The organism is Lysinibacillus sp. FSL K6-0057 (assembly GCF_038630885.1).
In the GTDB taxonomy this organism is placed as follows: domain Bacteria; phylum Bacillota; class Bacilli; order Bacillales_A; family Planococcaceae; genus Lysinibacillus; species Lysinibacillus fusiformis_F.
This window is the reverse complement of sequence record NZ_CP152047.1, coordinates 2,172,146-2,190,387: the sequence shown is the minus strand read 5'-3', so window position 1 is coordinate 2,190,387 and position 18,242 is coordinate 2,172,146. Positions and strand designations below refer to the sequence as shown.

At 40.5% G+C, this 18,242-nt stretch carries 28 protein-coding genes; 9 read left to right on the top strand and 19 right to left on the bottom strand.

The genetic code is table 11. The annotated features are described in order from the left end of the window. Window positions 1-667: 667 nt before the first annotated feature. On the top strand, window positions 668-1,276 hold the full coding sequence (locus MHB40_RS10460; RefSeq protein WP_342534522.1) for a copper amine oxidase N-terminal domain-containing protein: 609 nt from the start codon (window positions 668-670) through the stop codon (window positions 1,274-1,276). A gap of 50 nt (window positions 1,277-1,326) precedes the next feature. Here MHB40_RS10460 and MHB40_RS10455 read toward each other — a convergent pair whose 3' ends face one another. Both MHB40_RS10455 and MHB40_RS10450 read right to left on the bottom strand, forming a co-directional pair. Further along, window positions 1,327-1,605: a hypothetical protein gene (locus MHB40_RS10455; protein ID WP_205443114.1), complete on the bottom strand. Its 279-nt coding sequence runs from the start codon at window positions 1,603-1,605 to the stop codon at window positions 1,327-1,329. 106 nt (window positions 1,606-1,711) lie between these two features. Next, window positions 1,712-2,488, bottom strand: coding sequence for an N-acetylmuramoyl-L-alanine amidase (locus MHB40_RS10450; RefSeq protein WP_342534521.1), 777 nt, complete (start codon window positions 2,486-2,488; stop codon window positions 1,712-1,714). Window positions 2,489-2,830: 342 nt separating this feature from the next. Here MHB40_RS10450 and MHB40_RS10445 point away from each other — a divergent pair, with 342 nt between their 5' ends. Beyond that, entirely contained in the window at window positions 2,831-3,133 is a 303-nt protein-coding gene (locus MHB40_RS10445; RefSeq protein WP_342534520.1) for a phosphotransferase, read from the top strand. A 543-nt stretch (window positions 3,134-3,676) separates the two neighbouring features. Here MHB40_RS10445 and MHB40_RS10440 read toward each other — a convergent pair. The 4 genes from MHB40_RS10440 to MHB40_RS10425 all read right to left on the bottom strand — a co-directional run bounded on the left by MHB40_RS10440 (window position 3,677) and on the right by MHB40_RS10425 (window position 7,467). Beyond that, the gene (locus tag MHB40_RS10440) at window positions 3,677-4,477 is read right to left on the bottom strand and encodes a DnaD domain protein (RefSeq protein WP_342534519.1); all 801 of its coding nucleotides are present in this window, start codon (window positions 4,475-4,477) and stop codon (window positions 3,677-3,679) included. Between the two features lie 182 nt (window positions 4,478-4,659). After that, window positions 4,660-5,079 (bottom strand): hypothetical protein, encoded by a 420-nt coding sequence (locus MHB40_RS10435; protein WP_342443422.1) that lies wholly within the window; start codon window positions 5,077-5,079, stop codon window positions 4,660-4,662. Window positions 5,080-5,185: 106 nt separating this feature from the next. After that, window positions 5,186-5,494 (bottom strand): hypothetical protein, encoded by a 309-nt coding sequence (locus MHB40_RS10430; RefSeq protein ID WP_342534518.1) that lies wholly within the window; start codon window positions 5,492-5,494, stop codon window positions 5,186-5,188. A gap of 1,688 nt (window positions 5,495-7,182) precedes the next feature. Further along, window positions 7,183-7,467, bottom strand: a complete 285-nt coding sequence (locus tag MHB40_RS10425; protein WP_205443107.1) for a DUF5316 domain-containing protein — start codon at window positions 7,465-7,467, stop codon at window positions 7,183-7,185. 120 nt (window positions 7,468-7,587) lie between these two features. On the opposite strand from MHB40_RS10425, the gene MHB40_RS10420 reads away from it, so the two are divergent. The 3 genes from MHB40_RS10420 (at window position 7,588) to csaA (ending at window position 8,929) form a co-directional block, all read left to right on the top strand. Continuing rightward, window positions 7,588-8,073: an NUDIX domain-containing protein gene (locus MHB40_RS10420; RefSeq protein WP_342443420.1), complete on the top strand. Its 486-nt coding sequence runs from the start codon at window positions 7,588-7,590 to the stop codon at window positions 8,071-8,073. Window positions 8,074-8,330: 257 nt separating this feature from the next. Beyond that, window positions 8,331-8,507, top strand: a complete 177-nt coding sequence (locus MHB40_RS10415; protein WP_004228639.1) for a hypothetical protein — start codon at window positions 8,331-8,333, stop codon at window positions 8,505-8,507. 89 nt (window positions 8,508-8,596) lie between these two features. Beyond that, window positions 8,597-8,929 (top strand): chaperone CsaA, encoded by a 333-nt coding sequence (csaA, locus tag MHB40_RS10410; RefSeq protein WP_342443418.1) that lies wholly within the window; start codon window positions 8,597-8,599, stop codon window positions 8,927-8,929. A 12-nt stretch (window positions 8,930-8,941) separates the two neighbouring features. Here the strand turns inward: csaA and MHB40_RS10405 are convergent, their stop codons facing one another. Next, window positions 8,942-9,823, bottom strand: a complete 882-nt coding sequence (locus MHB40_RS10405; protein WP_342534517.1) for an AraC family transcriptional regulator — start codon at window positions 9,821-9,823, stop codon at window positions 8,942-8,944. Window positions 9,824-10,120: 297 nt separating this feature from the next. Between MHB40_RS10405 and MHB40_RS10400 the strand changes: the two genes are divergently transcribed. After that, window positions 10,121-10,465 (top strand): hypothetical protein, encoded by a 345-nt coding sequence (locus tag MHB40_RS10400; RefSeq protein WP_342534516.1) that lies wholly within the window; start codon window positions 10,121-10,123, stop codon window positions 10,463-10,465. Then, window positions 10,466-10,687: a hypothetical protein gene (locus tag MHB40_RS10395; RefSeq protein ID WP_205443100.1), complete on the top strand. Its 222-nt coding sequence runs from the start codon at window positions 10,466-10,468 to the stop codon at window positions 10,685-10,687. It begins immediately after the preceding gene. Between the two features lie 35 nt (window positions 10,688-10,722). Here the strand turns inward: MHB40_RS10395 and MHB40_RS10390 are convergent, their stop codons facing one another. The 7 genes from MHB40_RS10390 to MHB40_RS10360 all read right to left on the bottom strand — a co-directional run bounded on the left by MHB40_RS10390 (window position 10,723) and on the right by MHB40_RS10360 (window position 14,406). Next, the gene (locus MHB40_RS10390; protein ID WP_342534515.1) at window positions 10,723-11,280 is read right to left on the bottom strand and encodes an isochorismatase family protein; all 558 of its coding nucleotides are present in this window, start codon (window positions 11,278-11,280) and stop codon (window positions 10,723-10,725) included. A gap of 64 nt (window positions 11,281-11,344) precedes the next feature. Further along, a complete protein-coding gene (locus tag MHB40_RS10385; RefSeq protein WP_342534514.1) occupies window positions 11,345-11,983 on the bottom strand; it encodes an O-methyltransferase in 639 nt (212 codons plus the stop codon). Continuing rightward, a complete protein-coding gene (locus MHB40_RS10380) occupies window positions 11,967-12,296 on the bottom strand; it encodes a hypothetical protein (protein ID WP_342534513.1) in 330 nt (109 codons plus the stop codon). Before MHB40_RS10380 ends, MHB40_RS10385 begins: the two co-directional genes overlap by 17 nt. Window positions 12,297-12,804: 508 nt before the next feature. Continuing rightward, window positions 12,805-12,960, bottom strand: coding sequence for a hypothetical protein (locus MHB40_RS10375; RefSeq protein ID WP_205443096.1), 156 nt, complete (start codon window positions 12,958-12,960; stop codon window positions 12,805-12,807). 166 nt (window positions 12,961-13,126) lie between these two features. After that, window positions 13,127-13,303 carry a hypothetical protein gene (locus MHB40_RS10370; RefSeq protein WP_205443095.1) on the bottom strand — a complete coding sequence of 59 codons (177 nt, stop codon included), beginning with the start codon at window positions 13,301-13,303 and terminating at the stop codon, window positions 13,127-13,129. Between the two features lie 15 nt (window positions 13,304-13,318). Continuing rightward, the gene (locus tag MHB40_RS10365) at window positions 13,319-13,939 is read right to left on the bottom strand and encodes an SDR family oxidoreductase (protein WP_342534512.1); all 621 of its coding nucleotides are present in this window, start codon (window positions 13,937-13,939) and stop codon (window positions 13,319-13,321) included. An 80-nt stretch (window positions 13,940-14,019) separates the two neighbouring features. Continuing rightward, window positions 14,020-14,406, bottom strand: a complete 387-nt coding sequence (locus MHB40_RS10360) for a hypothetical protein (RefSeq protein WP_342534511.1) — start codon at window positions 14,404-14,406, stop codon at window positions 14,020-14,022. Window positions 14,407-14,644: 238 nt separating this feature from the next. Here MHB40_RS10360 and MHB40_RS10355 point away from each other — a divergent pair, with 238 nt between their 5' ends. Then, the gene (locus MHB40_RS10355; RefSeq protein WP_342534510.1) at window positions 14,645-15,139 is read left to right on the top strand and encodes a hypothetical protein; all 495 of its coding nucleotides are present in this window, start codon (window positions 14,645-14,647) and stop codon (window positions 15,137-15,139) included. A gap of 116 nt (window positions 15,140-15,255) precedes the next feature. Here the strand turns inward: MHB40_RS10355 and MHB40_RS10350 are convergent, their stop codons facing one another. Continuing rightward, window positions 15,256-15,555, bottom strand: a complete 300-nt coding sequence (locus MHB40_RS10350) for a hypothetical protein (RefSeq protein WP_205443089.1) — start codon at window positions 15,553-15,555, stop codon at window positions 15,256-15,258. A 159-nt stretch (window positions 15,556-15,714) separates the two neighbouring features. Further along, complete coding sequence (locus MHB40_RS10345; protein ID WP_205443088.1) at window positions 15,715-15,915, bottom strand: hypothetical protein; 201 nt, start codon at window positions 15,913-15,915, stop codon at window positions 15,715-15,717. Window positions 15,916-15,990: 75 nt separating this feature from the next. Between MHB40_RS10345 and MHB40_RS10340 the strand changes: the two genes are divergently transcribed. Next, window positions 15,991-16,281, top strand: coding sequence for a transposase (locus MHB40_RS10340; RefSeq protein ID WP_342534509.1), 291 nt, complete (start codon window positions 15,991-15,993; stop codon window positions 16,279-16,281). Here MHB40_RS10340 and MHB40_RS10335 read toward each other — a convergent pair. From MHB40_RS10335 to MHB40_RS10325, 3 genes are read right to left on the bottom strand one after another with little or no spacing between them, the layout of a single operon-like run. After that, a complete protein-coding gene (locus MHB40_RS10335; RefSeq protein ID WP_342534508.1) occupies window positions 16,278-16,961 on the bottom strand; it encodes a DUF1963 domain-containing protein in 684 nt (227 codons plus the stop codon). The two genes, MHB40_RS10340 and MHB40_RS10335, sit on opposite strands and share 4 nt — an antisense overlap. Then, window positions 16,951-17,526 carry a DNA-3-methyladenine glycosylase I gene (locus MHB40_RS10330; RefSeq protein WP_205443084.1) on the bottom strand — a complete coding sequence of 192 codons (576 nt, stop codon included), beginning with the start codon at window positions 17,524-17,526 and terminating at the stop codon, window positions 16,951-16,953. The genes MHB40_RS10335 and MHB40_RS10330 overlap by 11 nt, the downstream gene beginning before the upstream one ends. Before the next feature lie 27 nt (window positions 17,527-17,553). Further along, window positions 17,554-18,150: a class I SAM-dependent methyltransferase gene (locus MHB40_RS10325; protein WP_342534507.1), complete on the bottom strand. Its 597-nt coding sequence runs from the start codon at window positions 18,148-18,150 to the stop codon at window positions 17,554-17,556. Window positions 18,151-18,242 lie beyond the last annotated feature (92 nt).

The window sequence follows — 18,242 nt, the reverse complement described above, 5'->3', positions numbered from 1 at the left end:
AGTGCCTTCACGTTGTTGAAAAAAGATGATGTCAACGGCAGAAAAAGCAACTTTGCAAGGCGAGGGGTTGATTTCCGTTCCGCCAGCGTCCTTTCCAGGGGGCGTCCGAGGAGCCGCTTCACTCACTGCGTTCGCTCCAGGGTCTCCTCTGTGACGCTAAATCCCCTAGGAGTAACGCTGGCTCCACTCCAATCAACCATGCTGCAAAGTGTCTTTACTTTTTTTCATAGCAGCGATCAAACAGCCCATTATCTGTATTCTTAGAGGAGATAAGCTTTTATTTTCAATGTGGAGAAGTGATGCGTGACAACACCTCCACTTTATTTGAAAACCTTTGCTAAAAAGGTAACACTTTTATGGGTTGGAGTGGAAGGCTACTTGACTCCCGCGGGATAGCGAGACAGGCGAGCCCCCTGCACGGAGCGGTAGCGGAGGAAGCGATTCGGCGCTCGCCCACAGGAAAGCAAGTAGCCTGCAACGGAAATCCATTTCTACCTTTCAATTGACTTTTTTGTTTTTCAACACTAAGAAGGCACTAACCAGCCTTGACTGTTAGTGCTTTCTTAGTGTTGAAAGTATCCGCTAAAACTAATTTCCTATAAAAACATATCAAAATTCACTTTTTAACAGTATAATAATTACATATTTTATAAATAGGAGGATTTATATGAAGAAATTGGTTTTGTTGATGGCGATGCTTACGTTATTTTTCACCACAGCCTCTATTGCAAGCGCACATCCAGGGCGTTTAGATGGCAATGGTGGGCACAACTGTTCTGACAAATCAAAGGCTAAAGGGCTTTGTTCAGGCTATCATTATCATAATGGCAATGGTGGCAATAATGCAGGGTCTTCCTCAGGCGGTCAAAGTCATGCTACGCCGACACCTAAGGCAACGGTAGCACCCGTATTAACGAAGGTTGCTGTCTATTTAAATGACGTGAAGCAAAATTATACGCCTGGCGCTTATATGAAAAATGGCACAACCTTAGTGCCGATGAAGGCGATTTTTGAATCTCTTGGGGCAACGGTTAGCTATGATAGTGCGACGAAAAAAGTGACGGCAACAAAGGACAGTAAAAAAATTGTGATCGGTGTGGGGAATAAGACGGCTTATGTTGATGCAAATGGTGCTTCATCAACGATTACACTCAGCCATCCAGCTGAAATTTATCAAGGAACAACAATGGTGCCTTTACGCTTTGTCAGTCAAGCACTCGGCGCAAATGTAACATTTGATGAGGCAGCACTCGTTGTCTATATCTCGACAAATTAATGGACAGGCTATAAGCAGTATGCTCCTATAAGGTGCTGCTTTTTTTATTGTTACTTAAAGTTAAAATCATACTTCTTGTTGATTTTGCTAGCAATTGTTGCTAAAAATAAAGCCACTGTCATATTTTCGACTTCATTTGTATACCATGCGAGCTTAGCACCATAGTTCTTTTTATTATAATTCACTTCCAATGGCCAGAAATTCTTTGTTTTATACGTATAATCAAATTTTACATAGAGTTGCTTACCATCTGGACATTCCATCACCACCTGGTATAATGGATTTTTTCTTTCTTGTTCAAATTTTACTTTTCTTATTTTTGTTAACATCAAAACCCCTCCTCTCTTCTACTACATTCGACAAAAGTTTGAAAAAACCTTTATTCAAAGAAAAAGGATAAAGCTCATGATGATAGTTGAGCCTTATCCTGTACAATTAGTTGGCTATAAATTTGTCGTAATAGCGCTTCAGCATGGTCGCCATTTGCTCCCGCGTCAAGGCGCCTGCTGGATTCATGTTCTTACTTCCATCGCCTCGGATAATGCCTTCGTTAATAGCCCATTCCCAAGCCTCTTTATGGGCTGCGCCTACTTCTCTGATTGTTTGTAAACTAGCTTTTTCAGCTAGTAAGCTTTTTAACGTCGCGATCTCTTGTTTCAGCTCATTGTATTGCGACACTGTTAATCCCTCCTCAAGCCCATTTTTAATATCTTGCTGGAACTGTGCTTCTGTAATCCCCATACTTTTTAAATAGTCAAAAGGATCTTTGTGCGTAGTGCCTCCTAGATTTTCCGCAATCCATCGATGTGACTTAATGCCATTACCGTTGCCATCTAAAACAGTAGGAACCCCTGCCTCTATGGCAAGCTTACGTAACAGCCAAATATAAGCGGCATAATCCTTCTTAAATTGTTCCTTGTCAGCAGTCCGTGCCAATTCCACCTGGGCATAGCTATACGGATTTCCCTTTGGACCACAGCCATATTGCACGCGATTCACAGGGGCTACTTGTACGATTCGTCCACCACCGCCTACCCAGTGAGAGACGAAGGCATTGGCTTTATTTCGATTCATATAGGCAATTTCGTTTTCCAATGCTTTTGGACCTGTATTGTTGCCATTACCTGATTCATGGGCCACAACGTATTTTACTGCCGTTAGCGCCTGATTCGGTAATCCTGACATCAACTGTTTTTCAATAACATAACTCATGCTGCACCGTCCTTTCCTATTATTTTTTTAGCGACTGACGCTATGTGATGCTTTTCTGCTATTTGCGGTAGTTAGGGAAAATCAACCGTTGGTAAGAGAGTGTTTCTTACGGCATTACTACACTAGCTGTTATCGTTTCACCTCTCTTTCCTCGAAGCTATGAAGTGTGAATGTCACAATGACATCCACTTACTATTAGTAAATGCTCACACAAAAGTGATTTCTAGTTAGTTGTGCTCTTTTACTATTTTTTCAATATGATTTTATAACCTCTTTTCTTGATTCCAAGCATTGACAAAGTATTGTTTTCTGTAGTATTTTTTATCTTCTAAAATATTAAAAGTGAGCAAAGAAAATGTGCAGGCAATAGAGATGATTCGTCAATTACCAAGCTTATACGGCTTTACGGAACTAGTAAAAATTAATAAAGGCTATTCACCTGATCGTAAGTATCTCGTAACAGTTGGTGAAATGCGCTATATAGTGCGTATAGCAGACCTAGTGCATCACGACAAACGCGCAAAAGAGTTTTCCTTGCTCCAAGACTTAGCAAAACAGGGTGTAAGAACGCATAAAGCCGTAGACTATGCCTTGTTTCAGGAAGCCAGACGTATCCGCCTTTTTAGAAGGCACGCCAACAGATGAAATCATGCAGGAACTCTCTGACGCAGAGCAATTTTAGGAATTAAGAAAAATACATCAGGTGAGCCCCCCACAAATAATCCATTGGGAGACAACACAGCTCAAAAAATTCTCTGCTTATCTTAGGGCATATCAGACTCCTATCAACTTCCGCAAGAAGCTAAACTATTGTGCTTTATTGAAACGCACTTGCCACTGTTAAAGCAACGTCCCAATGATTTCCACCTTGTCACATTATTTGTAAGGGCCATACTTACAATGGGGTTATTGATTTTAATGGCTATGATGTAAGTGATCCTTATCATGACTTTTATAATCTTGCCTTGTTTAGTATCCCCTTCTATATCAGACAAATCGATGGCTATTTTTCATCTGCACCAGACGATATGTTTTGCCCTCTATACAGCGATGACTGTCTTTTCAACCATTGTTTGGACCCGCCAATAGGATCCACAATCCTTTGATGATGCGTTGGCAAGAATTCACATCATTTTACAGGATCATGCTAACTTTTCTTCGATTAAACCTTTATGGTATGTGGAGAATTTATTCGCTCCGTAAGAGGGCTAATATTTTTTGCCGTTCCGCTTCAAAATTGATTGTTGGCTGTGATTGTGGTTCTTCTTCATTTCGCTGATGAAACCACTTCGGAATGATCTCCTGCCGTCTGCCCTTATAAGGTGTTGACACTCGTTGCTTGCGTGCTTGAAAACGCTGTTGCTCTATCGCAATATCTGCAAGGCTCTTTATGTTCTGATCGCACCAATTTTGTAAAATTTTTTCTACATACCGCCAGCGTAGAACATTGTGCTCCACTGCTAGCTTCATCGCATGTATGACCATTTCCTCCGAAAACATAGTGAGCCAATGACGTATTTTGCTAGTAATATAGGCTGTTAGTGTGCCAAAGCCCTGTTGCTCGAAAAAATGGTAGGCAGTGGTAGTAGACTGCTTATCATCTCTATCTTTTAGTAATTGCTTATTTAGTAATTCATTATTTAGTAGTGTGGACTTTTCCGTTGATGGTGTAGCCGTTGACGGCATGGCCGCACGTTTGGGAGCTTCATACACGAAAAACTCCACCTTACCGAACTTGCCATCCTTTGCTCTCTTCTGCACTTTTTGAAGATAGCCCGCCTCTATGAGTTCAGCTAGAATGCTGGCTGTCGCCTCCCGTCCACATTTACTACGTGTAGCTAAATCGGCAAGACGAAAGTGCCAATCATCTGGTAAGGACAGCATATAGGCAAGCAGGCCCTTAGCTTTCCAGCTCAATTGACCATCATTTAAAAATGCCTTATCCAGCACAACAAAATTCTGCTTTTTGACTACTCGATAAATCATCATGATCCCTCTTTCCATCTGATATCCTTTCTAACTATATAAAGAAAATTTTGAAAAAAAGGGACATAAAAAAAGGACATGCCATGACAGCATGCCCTTACAAGCAGGTGAAAAGTGAATAATGTTCGAGATTTGAATAGTGATGGGTAGTGGAAGCAGAAGCTAACGTTTGCTGCTGCCCCATTTTATTCATAAAGCTCTTTATAGACGATGACTTTTAATGCGGCAATCTCTTCATCGGATAATTTGCCTTCCACCATTTGCAGGGCTTCTTCCTGTGTCATCGAGCCGTCCTGCAATTTCACACGCATGTCGTTCAAATCCGTAATGCCCACTTTTTGAATTAATACTGTCGTTGCCTCTTCTTTCGTCGTAAACGGTAATGTGCTACTATCGACCGTTTTCGCCTCTTCCATATAGGCTTTTAATTGTGGGTCATTTTCAATGGTATTTTTGATTTCTTCCTTTTGTCCGCTATTTTCTAATTCGGTAGACAAGGTATCTACAATTTTTTCAGAGGCAAATTTTGTGCCGAAATGCAGCACACCATACCCCACTACACCAAGGAAAATAACAATCACCACTAGAAATTTAATGAATCTCAACTACGCTCACTCCTTTATACACGTTCATCATACTATATGGAGCGAGTGTTGAGAAACAATTCTCCCTAGAAATTATGTAAAAAAACCCCATCAATGGCGATGAGGCTTATTTGACGTATTTCAAATACTTCCGCACAAATTCCACAATGTACAGCACTTCCTCTTCCGTCATCGAAAGCAGCTTACAAACACGTTGTAGTCTAGCAGGTAATGCTAATTGCTGGCGTACCTGATGCATATACATATATTTGCATTTTCGTGGATTTACTTTATCTCGTATTTGCTTGTATCGCAGGTAAGCATAGCGAGCAAAGGCATTGAGCATCTCCCGCTCCTGCTCATCACACTCCTTCTTTTTGGCCGCCTCATCAATGATGTCCGTTTCAAATGTCCGTGTACCATCTGTTAATTGCATAGTACCACCTCTCTATTGCAAATGTACTCCTCCCTATTAAATGCAACAAAAAAAGCCACACCTAGGGTAGATGTGACACTTTTTATGAATTTTATATGTAATGAATGGTGGATAGCCTGTAGAATGTGGTGGGTGTGATTCTAAATGTGGTGGTTAGAACGTGATTTCTAATGGATAGAATCGCTCATATTGGATTGTTGATTCTAATTGGTGGATACCATTGCTTAGAATGGATTGTTCTTCTAAACTGGTGGATATAATTCAAAATGTAGCGGTTAGAACGCTGATTTTGATGGATATACTGCTGATTTTGATGGATACAATTGCTTAGAATGGATTGCTCCTCTTAATTGTGGATACAATCCTAAATGTAGCGGTTAGGATGCTTATTCTAGCGGATACACTGCTTACTTTGATGGATAGAATTGCTTGGAATGGATTGCTCCTCTTAATTGGCGGATACCATTCTAAATGTAGAGGTTAGAACGCTTATTCTGACGGATATACTGCTGATTTTGATGGATACAATTACTAAATATCGATTGCTCCTCTTAACTGGTGAATACCATTCTAAATGTAGCGGTTAGGATGCTTATTCTGGCGGATAGAATTGCTAAGTATCGATTGCTCCTCTTAATTGGTGGATACAATCCTCAATGTAGCGGTTAGGATGCTTATTCTGACGGATACATTGCTGATTCTGATGGATACAATTGCTCAGAATGGATTGCTCCTCTTAGTTGCTGGATACAGTTCAAAATGTAGCGGTTAGAACGCTTATTCTGACGGATACACTGCTTATTTTGATGGATACAGTTGCTTAGAATCGATTGCTCCTCTTAATTGCTGGATACCATTCTAAATGTAGCGGTTAGGATGCTTATTCTGGCGGATATACTGCTTATTTTGATGGATACAATTGCTAAGAATCGATTGCTCCTCTTAACTGGTGGATACCATTCTAAATGTAGCGGTTAGGATGCTTATTCTGGCGGAGAATTGCTTAGAATGGATTGCTCCTCTTAATTGGCGGATACCATTCTAAATGTAGCGGTTAGGATGCTTATTCTGATGGATAGAATTATTCAAAATGGTTTGTTCTTCTAAACTGGTGGATATAATTCAAAATATAGCGGTTAGAACGCTTATTCTGGCGGATACACTGCTGATTTTGACGGATAGAATTACTCAGAATGGATTGCTCCTCTTAATTGGTGGATACCATTCAAAATGTAGCGGTTAGAACGCTTATTCTGGCGGATACACTGCTTAGTTTGAAGGATACAATTGCTTAGAATCGATTGCTCCTCTTAATTGGTGGATACCATCCTAAATGTAGCGGTTAGGATGCTTATTCTGACGGATACACTGCTGATTTTGATGGATACAATTGCTAAGAATCGATTGCTCCTCTTAACTGGTGGATACCATTCTAAATATAGCGGTTAGGATGCTTATTTTGACGGATACACTCCTGATTTTGATGGATACAATTACTTAGAATGGATTGCTCCTCTTAATTGGTGGATATAATCCTCAATGTAGCGGTTAGGATGCTTATTCTGGCGGATACACTGCTTACTTTGAAGGATACAATTGCATAGAATGGATTGCTCCTCTTAGTTGCGGGATATAATTCTAGATCTGACGGATACAACGCTGATTTTGATAAATGGCTGCTATTAGCTTCAAAGATAATAAGCAAAGATAGCTACAATAATGTTTGGTATTGCTAAGAGTAAAGCGTTATTCATCAGGTGATTGCGTTCGTTTCTGTCTTCTTTTGTTTCTGTTGCTAAATTGGCACGCATTCTATCTCCGCTTGCTATGGCTCCTGACATTAACATGGCAGAGACAATGAAAATTCCGCCTAGTAAACCTGAAAGCAAATGCGCTTCCTCCTTCCCCCATATGAGAATGGAGCATATAACACCTAGAATGGACAAGATGGTTCCAATGCCTATATACTTCATTTTCAGCCCCCCTTATTTTATTATACGGCTAACGTCTCCTATTTGTTTCACGAATTCCAAAAATTACATATACAGGATTATTACAGTTCAGTAAAATAGTGAGCAAAGGAGGCTGAGTAGATGGTGCATCATTATGTAAATTGGGGTGGACATCCTATTAAGTTGACGTGGCTATCACAACAAACAATGCAAGATATTAGTAAAGTGACAAGTGTCCATGGTATTTGCTTTCATCAAGATCGTGTTTTACTGGTTCATGTGAAAGATCGCGAATTTAATTATCCAGGTGGCCACGTGGAAAACGATGAAACCCCTGAAGAAACACTTCATCGCGAGGCTTTGGAAGAAGGCTATGTGAAAGGTACTATTCAATATATCGGTGCGATTGAAGTTAGTCACGAAGAAAATCCCCTATTTATAGAAGGGGGCAAATATCCAATAGTTGGTTATCAACTATTTTATAAAATGGCGATACAGGAGTGTCTACCGTTTTTGCGAGAGCATGAAACAATTACTCGGATTTGGGTGGAGCCTGAGGAAGTACCTTATATCATCCATGATCATGAACTAGCACATGTAATTTTACAGGAGGCATTAACTATGTAAAGCTATACACATTGAAGATTGGTTAATCGTTTTAACAAAAAATACGTTGAATGATTTAATACATAAACGCTACCGCAAACTTCAACAAGAAAAGATATTAACGAAGTTTTTTTGCAGAAGGTTTTCAATCTGCAAGATACTTTAAAACGGACATCGATGTTTATGAAGCTATTTGCCTAGTATAGTATGCTCGCCAAACGTTCATAGTAAGTATGGTGTGGAGCTCACGCCGAATCATACGACGGAGGGATCAAATTATGAATGGAATTCGTGAAGGTTTAATCCCCACTATACTCGGGTCAGCTGTTACGGCGGCAGGCTATGCAATGAAGCAAAAACATGGCTCTAACAAAATGGTGGCCAATACGATTTTTGGCTTTGGCTTAGCGCACATTGTGTTAGGTGCGATTGACCTGGTAGAGCATCGTCGTTAACGAGAGAAGGGCACGCTATGTGCTCTTCTTTTTTTGTATTTTTTTCTATTAAATGCTAACATTGTCATAAAAGCTGAAGGAGTACAAAAATGGCGACAATAGAAGATTTTACAGCACTTGATATACGAATTGGTACGGTATTAGAGGCAGAGGCACTACCAAAGGCTCGGGTTCCTGCGATTAAAATGAAAATTGATTTCGGTGAAGAGCTGGGCATTAAACAGTCTTCTGCACAAATTACGAAGCGTTATACACCCGAAGTCATTATTGGAAAGCAAGTTGTAGCGATTGTTAATTTCCCACCGCGTCGGGTTGCTGGTTTTAAGTCAGAGGTGCTTGTCATTGGTGGCGTGCCTGTGGAGGGTGATGTGATCCTGTTAACGCCCGATCAGCAGCTGCCAAATGGAACGAAAATACAGTAAAAGCCTCTCGCATTACGCAAGAGGCTCTTTTTTCTGAAGAGGAATCCAGATTTCACTAGTAAAGGTTGGTGAGGAAAAATCGGTGCTTGCATGGTGCACGATTTCTGGACCAGCAATCTGTTCATAGCCAGAAGATGGGAACCATTCGGCATAGATGCGACCCCATGTTTCCTGCAGTGTTTGCGGAAATGGCCCGACCGCTTCAAAGACCGCCCACGTACAAGCGGGTACATCCAACTGTGTGAAATGGTGAGACGTTTCTGTTGTGGCCACGCCGATATAATGATCAAGCTCGCCCTTCTCCTCCATTCTGCCCTCGGAAAAGTTGGCGGAGGCTTGGATGATTCCTTTTGGTTCTACATTAGATAGCTTTTTTAGTTGCGCAATATCCTCCATTGTTAATGAACGTGCCATTTCGGTTATCGCTTGATTTTCTCCTTGAAAAACGATGGGTACTCTTTTCATAAGACCCACGATGTGAAACGCTTCTTTTTGTTCGAGTCGGTAATTCATTTCACAACCTCCTTGTATAGTAAGTTGGAAGGTCATCCGTGGGAAAGCTTTTAAGTGTTGACCACTTTGCCTCGCCTCTGATGGGGTGATGCCATGCATTTGCTGAAAGGCTCTTGTAAATGCATCTGCAGAGCGATAGCCATAGCGAATTGCGATATCGAGAATTCTCATAGATGAATCCGACAGTTCCAGTGCAGCAAGTGTCAAGCGCCTACGACGAATATACTCTGATAGCGAGATGCCTGCTAGAAAAGAAAACATTCGTTTAAAATGATATTCCGAGCAATAAGCTAATCTCGCAGCCTCTTGCACATCAATTTCCTCCGTTAGATTGGCCTCGATATACGCAATCGCCTCATTCAACCTTGTTAAAGAATCCACTTCTATCACCTTCCTTATCACTACTTTAGCAGGAATAGTACCTTTACATCCGACAATTGGTGCACCATTTAGTCGCCTTTCAAAAAATAATCTATCGAACAGGCAAATAACTAACTTTCGAAGCTACTTTCTCATACATATAATAGTGTAAAGCTAATTTTAGCCTTACACCTCCTGACTTGATACTTAGGGTCACTGCTCGCACAGTGGCCCTATGAAGATAAAAGATCGTTGTATCGCACCCTAATTTTTGTTACAATATTTGTAAAAATTATCGATAGAGCTGGAGGCAGCAACATGGATCGCCATTTCCAGTGGTACAAGTATATAAAATACATACTCATACCTATATTCATTTCAAAATTCTTTCATTTTGGTATACCGAATATGCAACCTCTATTCATTATTGAATACGCTCTCCTATTCGGGGTAAGCTTTTTACTCATTATTCTGCAGGATTTTTTCACGATTAGTAAAAAAACAAATATCCTACTGCGTTTCATTATGCTGATTATTTTACTGCTTTTATTCATTACCGCTATTGTCTATCAAGCGATGATGACTATTATTTTTTCAATCCTACTACTCGGCGCGTCAGGTTTTGCCCTTTATTTACATAGAAAAGATGAAGGAGAACAATAAATGGTACATGAAAATAATAGTAAGCGATTACTTTTAATCATCGGTTGGGTCAATGTTTTGCTTGCCCTTCTCCTATTCCAAGCTTTTTGTGGGCTCATGGCTATCTGTATGGGGATCGTACTTAAAAAGGATTATCAAGCACCAACCCATGGGCTGGTTTTGATAGTAGTCGGTATCGTGAGTACGGTTATAGGATGGATGCTCAATCATTTCTATATGTAAAAATGACCAAGAACCTAGATTCTTGGTCTTTTTTATTAGCGATAGCTATTATGTGTAGGTTCAAATAATGCTTCGTCGGCGTTTCGCACCAGTGAGAAATGATCCACGTTGTAATGGCCGTGCAGGATGTCATTATGATGGGCAACCGTATCTTCTGGTGATAAGTATTGGGAACCATTTGTTGAATGGCCATCTCCCACCAGTGTGACATCAAAGCCATGAATAGTTGCCGCTCTTACTGCTGTATCCACGCAATGCTCCGTTTTGCAGCCCATCATCACCAAATGCTCTACCGCATTGGCCTGTAAATAATCGAGTAAGCCCGTCTTATAAAAAGCATTTGTAGCCAGTTTATCAAAATAGACAGCTGTCGGTGGTACATGAATCGCTTGATGTACCTGAAAGCCCTCCCCTTCTCCACCAGCTACATCCTGATCACGCACAAAAATAAGATGTGCGTTTGCCTCGGTAGCTTTCTGAATTACGGTATTGATTGTCTCAAGCAATTCATCCTTGCGATAGACGGCTTGTTCATCCTGATTTCCCTCAATTAATTCTTGCTGTGCATCAATGACTACTAGTGCTTGCTTCAAAAGCATCTCTCCCTTATCGTTTGCTAACAATATTTTACCATTAATAGTTAATTCGTGATATGCATTATTTTTTAACTTTTGAAACTGTCATGCCATCCCCAATCGGCAGAAGGACGGATTCAAGCTGTGGATGATTCGCCACTGTGATATTGAACTTTTTCATAATGGCTGTATAGCGCTTTGATGCTGCCTCAGGGTCTGCTACACTGCCCCCTGCAAGGACATTATCTGCCACAATGAATGCACCAGGGTTGGCCAGCTTAATGCAATAGGCTAAATAATTTTCATAGTTATCCTTATCTGCATCAATGAAGAAGAAATCAAAACGCTGTCCTTCTGCTACAAGATTTTCAAGGTTCTCAAGTGCAGGACCAGTCCTATACGTCACTTGCTCGGCAAAGCCTGCCTTGGCAAGATTTTGAGCAGCTAGCTGTGCATAGTTCTCCTGTAATTCTAGGGAGGTCAATGTGCCTTCTCCTTCGATCCCTCTTGCTAAGCAGATGCCACTATAGCCACCCAGCGCACCAATTTCTAAAATAGCCTTCGCTCCTGTAATTGACACAAGCATTGTTAACAGCTTGCCTGAGGATGGGGACACCGAAATGGCAGGCATGCCGTTTTCCACAATAGAGGATATGACATCCTCTAACATGGCATCGTGCTGATAAAATACCTCATCGATATAATTATTCATTTGTTTCATGCACGTTTTCTTCCTCTTGTAGACTGTCGTTTGTTTCATTTTCTTGAATATCAAACAACTGGCTAAATTCTTGGATAACCAGGTCGATGGCTTTTAATTCCCCTACTAAAATTTGCTGAATGGATTGAAACTCTGGCTGCTCTAATTGCTGTTTAATGGTTGCACGCTTCACATGCAGCATTTCTAGAAACGATATCGCTTTACCTCGTCGGAACGTTTTCGCTCCTCGCTGTGGTGCGCCTTCCATGCCTCTGTGACGACCTCCACGGTGATGTCCCTCTCTCATATGCTCTCTAAATCCTGATCCTCTCATTATTCAAACACTCCTTTTTGTATACATTTGTATACGTTGATTTAAATATATTGTATACAAACGTATACACATTGTCAATTAAACATAATACTTTGTTGCTCCATCATATGTTAGACAAGAGGAAAGACATATTGAAATGGAGGTAAGTTGAGTGAAAAGGGTTATAAAATATGTTTTGGGCATCGGTACTTTATTGATACTGTCAGGCATATTTTTGATTGGTGCACAATCTCACTATAATCAGAAGGAAATTAAAATAGCTAGTAAGCTATGTCTTGAAAATGGCGGACAGCCCACCATCATACGAGATTATTTGGCATTGAATTACTCCTTTTCATGTCAAAAAAACTGAGGTTGTACATAATGCATGCTTTCAGGCAAATGGCTAGCTAATAAGACTACTTTTACATATAAATAGTAGTGTGAAGCAAATCTAGCCTTTCCACAGCGCTCCTGTTTTGGGTCACTTTCTCTTGGAAGGTGGCCTTTTTTGCATGAAAAAAAGACGTCATGTCGACGTCTTTAATGTTTGATCGATATCCTCAATCAACCTATCCACTTGTTCCTTTGTTATCTTGATGACATATAGTTCTGTCGTTTCGATTCCATCATGGCTTGTTAGGTGTTTAGGATATTGATAGTTATTTGATATCTCTTTGTCCATATCATCACCTCTTCAATAGATATATTCGACATAAAGTATAGCAAACCTTCTATAAAAAGGAAAATAACAGTATATTTTTTCACTAAAATGACAACCATATGGACAGTTTAGCATAAAAATAGGTCAAATCGATAAGTTCATTTAGACTATCCTTGTGTAAAAGTGATTATTGCTTACCAAATTTCGCAATTTTTTTGAGGTAGAATGACCCGACGAAAACAATGAAACTTCCATAAACTTTCAGCATCACATTTCTAACAGGCGCCTCCTCAATGGTTGTACTGAGAAAGGCACATCCTACGACAATGATGATTATCCCGATGATGGCATGAATACATTTCACTATAGCTCCTCTTTTCTAGTAGGCAATACCGACGCGCGTTCTCAAAAAATCCTCACGAAAGATTTGTTGATAGGCAAAGTCTGCTGTATCTGCTACGGAAATTTGGCTGCCTCCCTCTGGCAAAAAGTTGCGTTCAACGCGATAGTTTCCTGTCCAAGCTCCATCAGGTAAATAGGTAGGACAAACAATCGTCCAATCCATAGCAGATTGCTGTAATTGTTCAAATACACGTTGGTGCTCCTGGGCAGCAACGGTCGATTTTCGTTTCGATTCAGTCGATTGATAACGAAGAATAGTCGGTGTTACACGACTTTGTAAGATCCCTGCTGTTCCGATCGTAATGATTCTTTTCACCAGCTGCTTTGTCATCGCTTCAAGAATCAACGGTAAACTAGCCGATAATGTATCGCCACCATCTGTATTTAATGCACTGACTACCACATCGATATTGACCATTGCCTGCTCGACATCCTGCTTGTTTAAAACATCGCCTTGGATAACACGCAGCTGTTGTTGATGGTGCGGTATTTTATCGGGATTACGGACCAATAGAGTGACCTCATGCTGATCCTTTAATGCTAGCTCCACCATATGGCTGCCGACACGTCCACTGGCACCTAATATTAAGATTTTCATTCCTCTCACCTCTGTTATCATTATAACGCAATTCCCTTTATATGTAAAAAAGACACCAATAACAGTGCCTCTCCCCTCGATTAGTCACGCTCTAGTAGCTGAACGTTGACCATAAATAGATGAATATTATTCTTTTTGGACAGCTCATCGATGATTGATTGAATCTCACTTTCTGTACTTACATCAATTTCTTCCCCATCGTGTAATTGAATCGTGATGACTTGATGCGCTGGAGAATCTATTAAATAACCGACTGTACTATCAGGCGAGTAGCCTGCCGCTCGTATCGCCTGTATCACCTGTTTGGTAAAATTCGTAGCTTGTAATTTTTCGCCAAGCTCCTCTGCATAGGAAGTCGCACTTTCGGGGTTCGTGGCTATAATTGAAGGCTGTTTTTGTGTCATCCACAATGAAATCACGACCAGTAAGCACATGAATAGAAAGAAGATGTGCAGGATTCTCTTCATACATTCACTCCATTTCTCCATGAAATTTACAGGCGGCAGTCTAGCAATCTTTTGCCCTGAAATCTGTTATTATTCTCACAGCTATGTATGGCTATATCTCCATTTGGTTTTCGAAAAATAATTTTCCACTGTTGCAGAGGGCAAATTACCAACAAGTCATGTTTGCGGCTTCATAGATTAGAAATGTAAAGGTTAGCGCTACCATTACTAAAAAACTAACAAAAAGGGAGATTAAAAGATGCAAGATAGTAGATTTAGTCAATATATGAATTGGAATCAGAAAAAAGAAAAGTGCTGTGAACAATATGTAAAATGCTATTGTCATTTAGAAAAAAAATGTGAGCACAAACAAGAGGGATGCAAATGCAAACAGAAGCCTGGGCATTGTAAATGGGAACATAAACACGAGCGATGTAAATGCAAGCATAAGGATGACCATTGTAAATGGGAAAAGGAAGATTCCTGCTCTTGCAAAAAAGAGGCGGAAGATTATTACGAAGTTGATTATTCGAAGGATCACCACTGTAAAGGCTGTATCTGTCATCTATTAAGATGCTTATCACCTGGCGCTTTTGTAGATGTTATTTTAGCAGGCGGCGGTAGCTTTGCAGGTATTTACTTCATCAGCTTAGATCCTAAAACTTGCTGTGCAACATTTTTTGAGGTAGATGCGGCAGCTGCATCACCGCTTATCATTGATTGTCAGCAAATTATTGCCATTAGAAGCGCGTAAATGTTCCACTACCCTACTTGACACCAATTCATATACCATAAATCCTACCACTACAAGCACATTTGATCTTCTGCCAGGTTCGTGAATCCATACCTGGCAGAATTCATATTTTTCAGCTATTCATTGACAATGACTTTGACAATGGGCTCTAGTTTTCCTCTATTTACATCGCCAAGATAATCAACATCCACTACGACAGCTCGTGGCTCAAAACGTTGGATACATTCAATGAGGCGTTTCGTGTTTATTTTCTTCAGACGTTGGAAGGGTTTACGAATATCAGACCTTGTCACATACTCGCGAAGCGGACAAGGAATCGTAAACGTCGATAAAATAAATGCTACATTTTGTAAAATACCTTCCACGCCAGTAGCATTACCATTAACATTACTTAAAGCCGTTACTTGATGTGTCATTCTATCAACCTTTCTTCTACGTTCATACAATTAGTACTTTGGAAAAAGAGCACTTTGTTATTTATGCTTGCTCATTAAAAATTATGAACGATTTGTTTTTATGTACCCCATGTTATTTTTATTCAAACAACATCTTAGTTGATAGGCTGACCTACAAGCTTAGCGTGTGATGGCGTAGTAAATAACATACAGCCAGCTAAAACAGCCATGGATGATTGCCCAGATGATGGAATGATGCACACTCCATGAAATCGTAATCGCTAAAACCGATCCAAAGCCAATGCCATTTTTGACCACCGTTTTATGCTCCACTTTTTTCACCTTCCTTGTTCTTTTTATCTCTCCATCTTGCCATCGCAATATGTTTCCCTCCTATCGTTTTCTATGTTTATGCATGAGCGAACAAGGGCAATCTGAAAGAAAGGATGTGATGTTATGACAATTTTCATGCTGGTTGCCACGATTGGAATCCCAAGCCTTATGGTGTATCTTCAGCAAAAATGGGCAATCTTTCGCCTTCTTTTCAACATACTAGGTGTCATTGCGGCAATCCTGTTTAGCACGATTGCCGCCACAGCTATAACGAACATTATTCTTGAGGATGCGGTCTTTATGACAACGATTCACGCAGTTTTCTTAAACTCTATTTTTTTGATTACCGGAGCGTATCTCGGCTTATATCTGATTTACCGATTAATCATCATGACCATTCAGGAAAGAGACTAGTAGAAATCACAATAGACGTGCCAAGTCTGAGTTGTTGGATTGTAGAAAAAATAAAAATGGCCATGATCCACAATGTTCAAATGTGCTTTCGCATCCGAGGCAATTTGGAGGACAAATGGTGCATCATCACCAAAATCCATGCCACTTTGACAAAAGCTTGGATAGCCACCAATTTTATGAAGCGGATAAAGGTCTTCTACGATATCCTCAAAATATTCGAGCTGCTCCTCATGCTCCAACGTCAAAATCTCTTCCTCCAATTGAGCAGGAATACCGCCCCCATCCCAGGTTGGATAGTCATTCGTGATATGCTGGGGTATGAGGGGAAACGCGCGAATCTGTTCATGCTGCCATTCACGCTTTACTAAGCCTTCCAAAGTGGTGTACGTTCTAATGTCAAAATAAGACCCAAGATCATCCTCCACGAGATGATCCAATAGGCGTTCATCGACAAACAGCGTGATTAATTGAAACGGCTGTAAGGCTACTGGTACATAGGAAAGGTCTTTTAGAAAGAATGTAGCAAGCGGCTGATAGCCAGATGGTGGTTGCTCCTCTGGTAAGGACCAGCCGACATAGCCAATCCAGCTTTCCAATAAATCATGTGTGGGGCGAATACCACCTGTTTGAAAAATCGTTGCCTGCTTAGCTAGTTGAGCCCGAATATGTTCAATTGTCATCCGCTAGCTCCTTTTGTCGACAGCAGCAATCTGTTGTATGGTCATTCACCATGCCCACTGCCTGCATAAAGGAATAACAAATCGTACTCCCGATAAATTTAAAGCCATCCTTCTTCAATTGCTTGCTCATACGATCACTAATGTCTGTCGTCACAGGCACTTCTTTGATGGAAGCCCATTCATTAATAAGTGGCTTATGATCTACAAATCCCCAAATATAGTGTGAGAATGAGCCATGCTTTTCTTGTATTTGGAGATACGCTTTAGCATTTGTCACCACGCTAGCTATTTTTAATTTATTGCGTACAATCCTTGTGTCTTGCTGTAATTCCTCTAGCTTGTCCTGTGTATAAAGAATAATTTTTTCCACATCGAATTGATCAAATGCCTCACGATAGCCTTCACGCTTTTGGAGAATCGTCCACCAGCTCAAGCCAGCCTGTGCCCCCTCTAAGCAAAGCATCTCAAATAAATGCTGATCGTCATAGACCGGCACACCCCACTCCTTGTCATGGTATTCCACATACAAAGGCTCATCTAGCTTGACCCAATCACATCTTTTCATTTTTATACCCTCCATTTTATGTATTCCTTACTTAATAGCTGTAATGCAAAGCCATCCTTTACTTGATTTTTCCGTGACATAAACGGTTTGAAAACCGATACGTTCTAATAATTGCTTCGTCGCCTCAGGTGTTTGATAGGCTTGCATATGATAATTCATTTTGTAGAGCTCTGCTATCATAATAAATTTCCCACCGTTTTTCAGTACCCGCCATACTTCCTCCACATCCTGCTCTAAGGATGGCCAAAAATAATGCGTTTGAAAGGCTGTAATGGCATCAAAAAACTGATTATCGTACGGTATGTTGGAAACGCTCGCCTCTTTCACAATGACGCTACCACTAGCAACACGTGCTTCATTCAATTTGATCGATTCCTTCACGGCCTGTGCAGAAAAATCGATCCCATAGATTATACCATTTGGATTCAATTTGGATAAAATTTGGAGCGTTTTCCCACCACCACAACCTATGTCTAACACACGATCACCATCATTGATGGCTCCTTGCCTAATGAACCATGCATTCATACCGCGATGAGCGATATTCATGATTCGTAGCATCGATGAGCCCATCCATCCATTTGGTTTTTTCGCTTGTTCAATTAACGTTTGTAAGAGTGACATTATTGGATTCCCCCTCTTGAAGTGCGGATGTTAAAATAGAAAATAGTTCTTTACTAGTTTGTACGTGCTTCAAAACGTTTTGTTTCATTTTT

What these genes read in the sequence shown, in the direction of transcription:
- MHB40_RS10455 (WP_205443114.1), bottom strand. Translation starts at nt 1,605, where the DNA reads ATGTTAACAAAAATAAGAAAAGTAAAATTTGAACAAGAAAGAAAAAAT.
- MHB40_RS10355 (WP_342534510.1), top strand. Translation starts at nt 14,645, where the DNA reads ATGCAAGATAGTAGATTTAGTCAATATATGAATTGGAATCAGAAAAAA.
- MHB40_RS10415 (WP_004228639.1), top strand. Translation starts at nt 8,331, where the DNA reads ATGAATGGAATTCGTGAAGGTTTAATCCCCACTATACTCGGGTCAGCT.
- csaA (WP_342443418.1), top strand. Translation starts at nt 8,597, where the DNA reads ATGGCGACAATAGAAGATTTTACAGCACTTGATATACGAATTGGTACG.
- MHB40_RS10365 (WP_342534512.1), bottom strand. Translation starts at nt 13,939, where the DNA reads ATGAAAATCTTAATATTAGGTGCCAGTGGACGTGTCGGCAGCCATATG.
- MHB40_RS10420 (WP_342443420.1), top strand. Translation starts at nt 7,588, where the DNA reads ATGGTGCATCATTATGTAAATTGGGGTGGACATCCTATTAAGTTGACG.
- MHB40_RS10375 (WP_205443096.1), bottom strand. Translation starts at nt 12,960, where the DNA reads ATGGACAAAGAGATATCAAATAACTATCAATATCCTAAACACCTAACA.
- MHB40_RS10385 (WP_342534514.1), bottom strand. Translation starts at nt 11,983, where the DNA reads ATGAAACAAATGAATAATTATATCGATGAGGTATTTTATCAGCACGAT.
- MHB40_RS10325 (WP_342534507.1), bottom strand. Translation starts at nt 18,150, where the DNA reads ATGTCACTCTTACAAACGTTAATTGAACAAGCGAAAAAACCAAATGGA.
- MHB40_RS10350 (WP_205443089.1), bottom strand. Translation starts at nt 15,555, where the DNA reads ATGACACATCAAGTAACGGCTTTAAGTAATGTTAATGGTAATGCTACT.
- MHB40_RS10430 (WP_342534518.1), bottom strand. Translation starts at nt 5,494, where the DNA reads ATGCAATTAACAGATGGTACACGGACATTTGAAACGGACATCATTGAT.
- MHB40_RS10440 (WP_342534519.1), bottom strand. Translation starts at nt 4,477, where the DNA reads ATGATGATTTATCGAGTAGTCAAAAAGCAGAATTTTGTTGTGCTGGAT.
- MHB40_RS10360 (WP_342534511.1), bottom strand. Translation starts at nt 14,406, where the DNA reads ATGAAGAGAATCCTGCACATCTTCTTTCTATTCATGTGCTTACTGGTC.
- MHB40_RS10335 (WP_342534508.1), bottom strand. Translation starts at nt 16,961, where the DNA reads ATGACAATTGAACATATTCGGGCTCAACTAGCTAAGCAGGCAACGATT.
- MHB40_RS10460 (WP_342534522.1), top strand. Translation starts at nt 668, where the DNA reads ATGAAGAAATTGGTTTTGTTGATGGCGATGCTTACGTTATTTTTCACC.
- MHB40_RS10425 (WP_205443107.1), bottom strand. Translation starts at nt 7,467, where the DNA reads ATGAAGTATATAGGCATTGGAACCATCTTGTCCATTCTAGGTGTTATA.
- MHB40_RS10380 (WP_342534513.1), bottom strand. Translation starts at nt 12,296, where the DNA reads ATGAGAGGATCAGGATTTAGAGAGCATATGAGAGAGGGACATCACCGT.
- MHB40_RS10450 (WP_342534521.1), bottom strand. Translation starts at nt 2,488, where the DNA reads ATGAGTTATGTTATTGAAAAACAGTTGATGTCAGGATTACCGAATCAG.
- MHB40_RS10395 (WP_205443100.1), top strand. Translation starts at nt 10,466, where the DNA reads ATGGTACATGAAAATAATAGTAAGCGATTACTTTTAATCATCGGTTGG.
- MHB40_RS10400 (WP_342534516.1), top strand. Translation starts at nt 10,121, where the DNA reads ATGGATCGCCATTTCCAGTGGTACAAGTATATAAAATACATACTCATA.
- MHB40_RS10330 (WP_205443084.1), bottom strand. Translation starts at nt 17,526, where the DNA reads ATGAAAAGATGTGATTGGGTCAAGCTAGATGAGCCTTTGTATGTGGAA.
- MHB40_RS10340 (WP_342534509.1), top strand. Translation starts at nt 15,991, where the DNA reads ATGACAATTTTCATGCTGGTTGCCACGATTGGAATCCCAAGCCTTATG.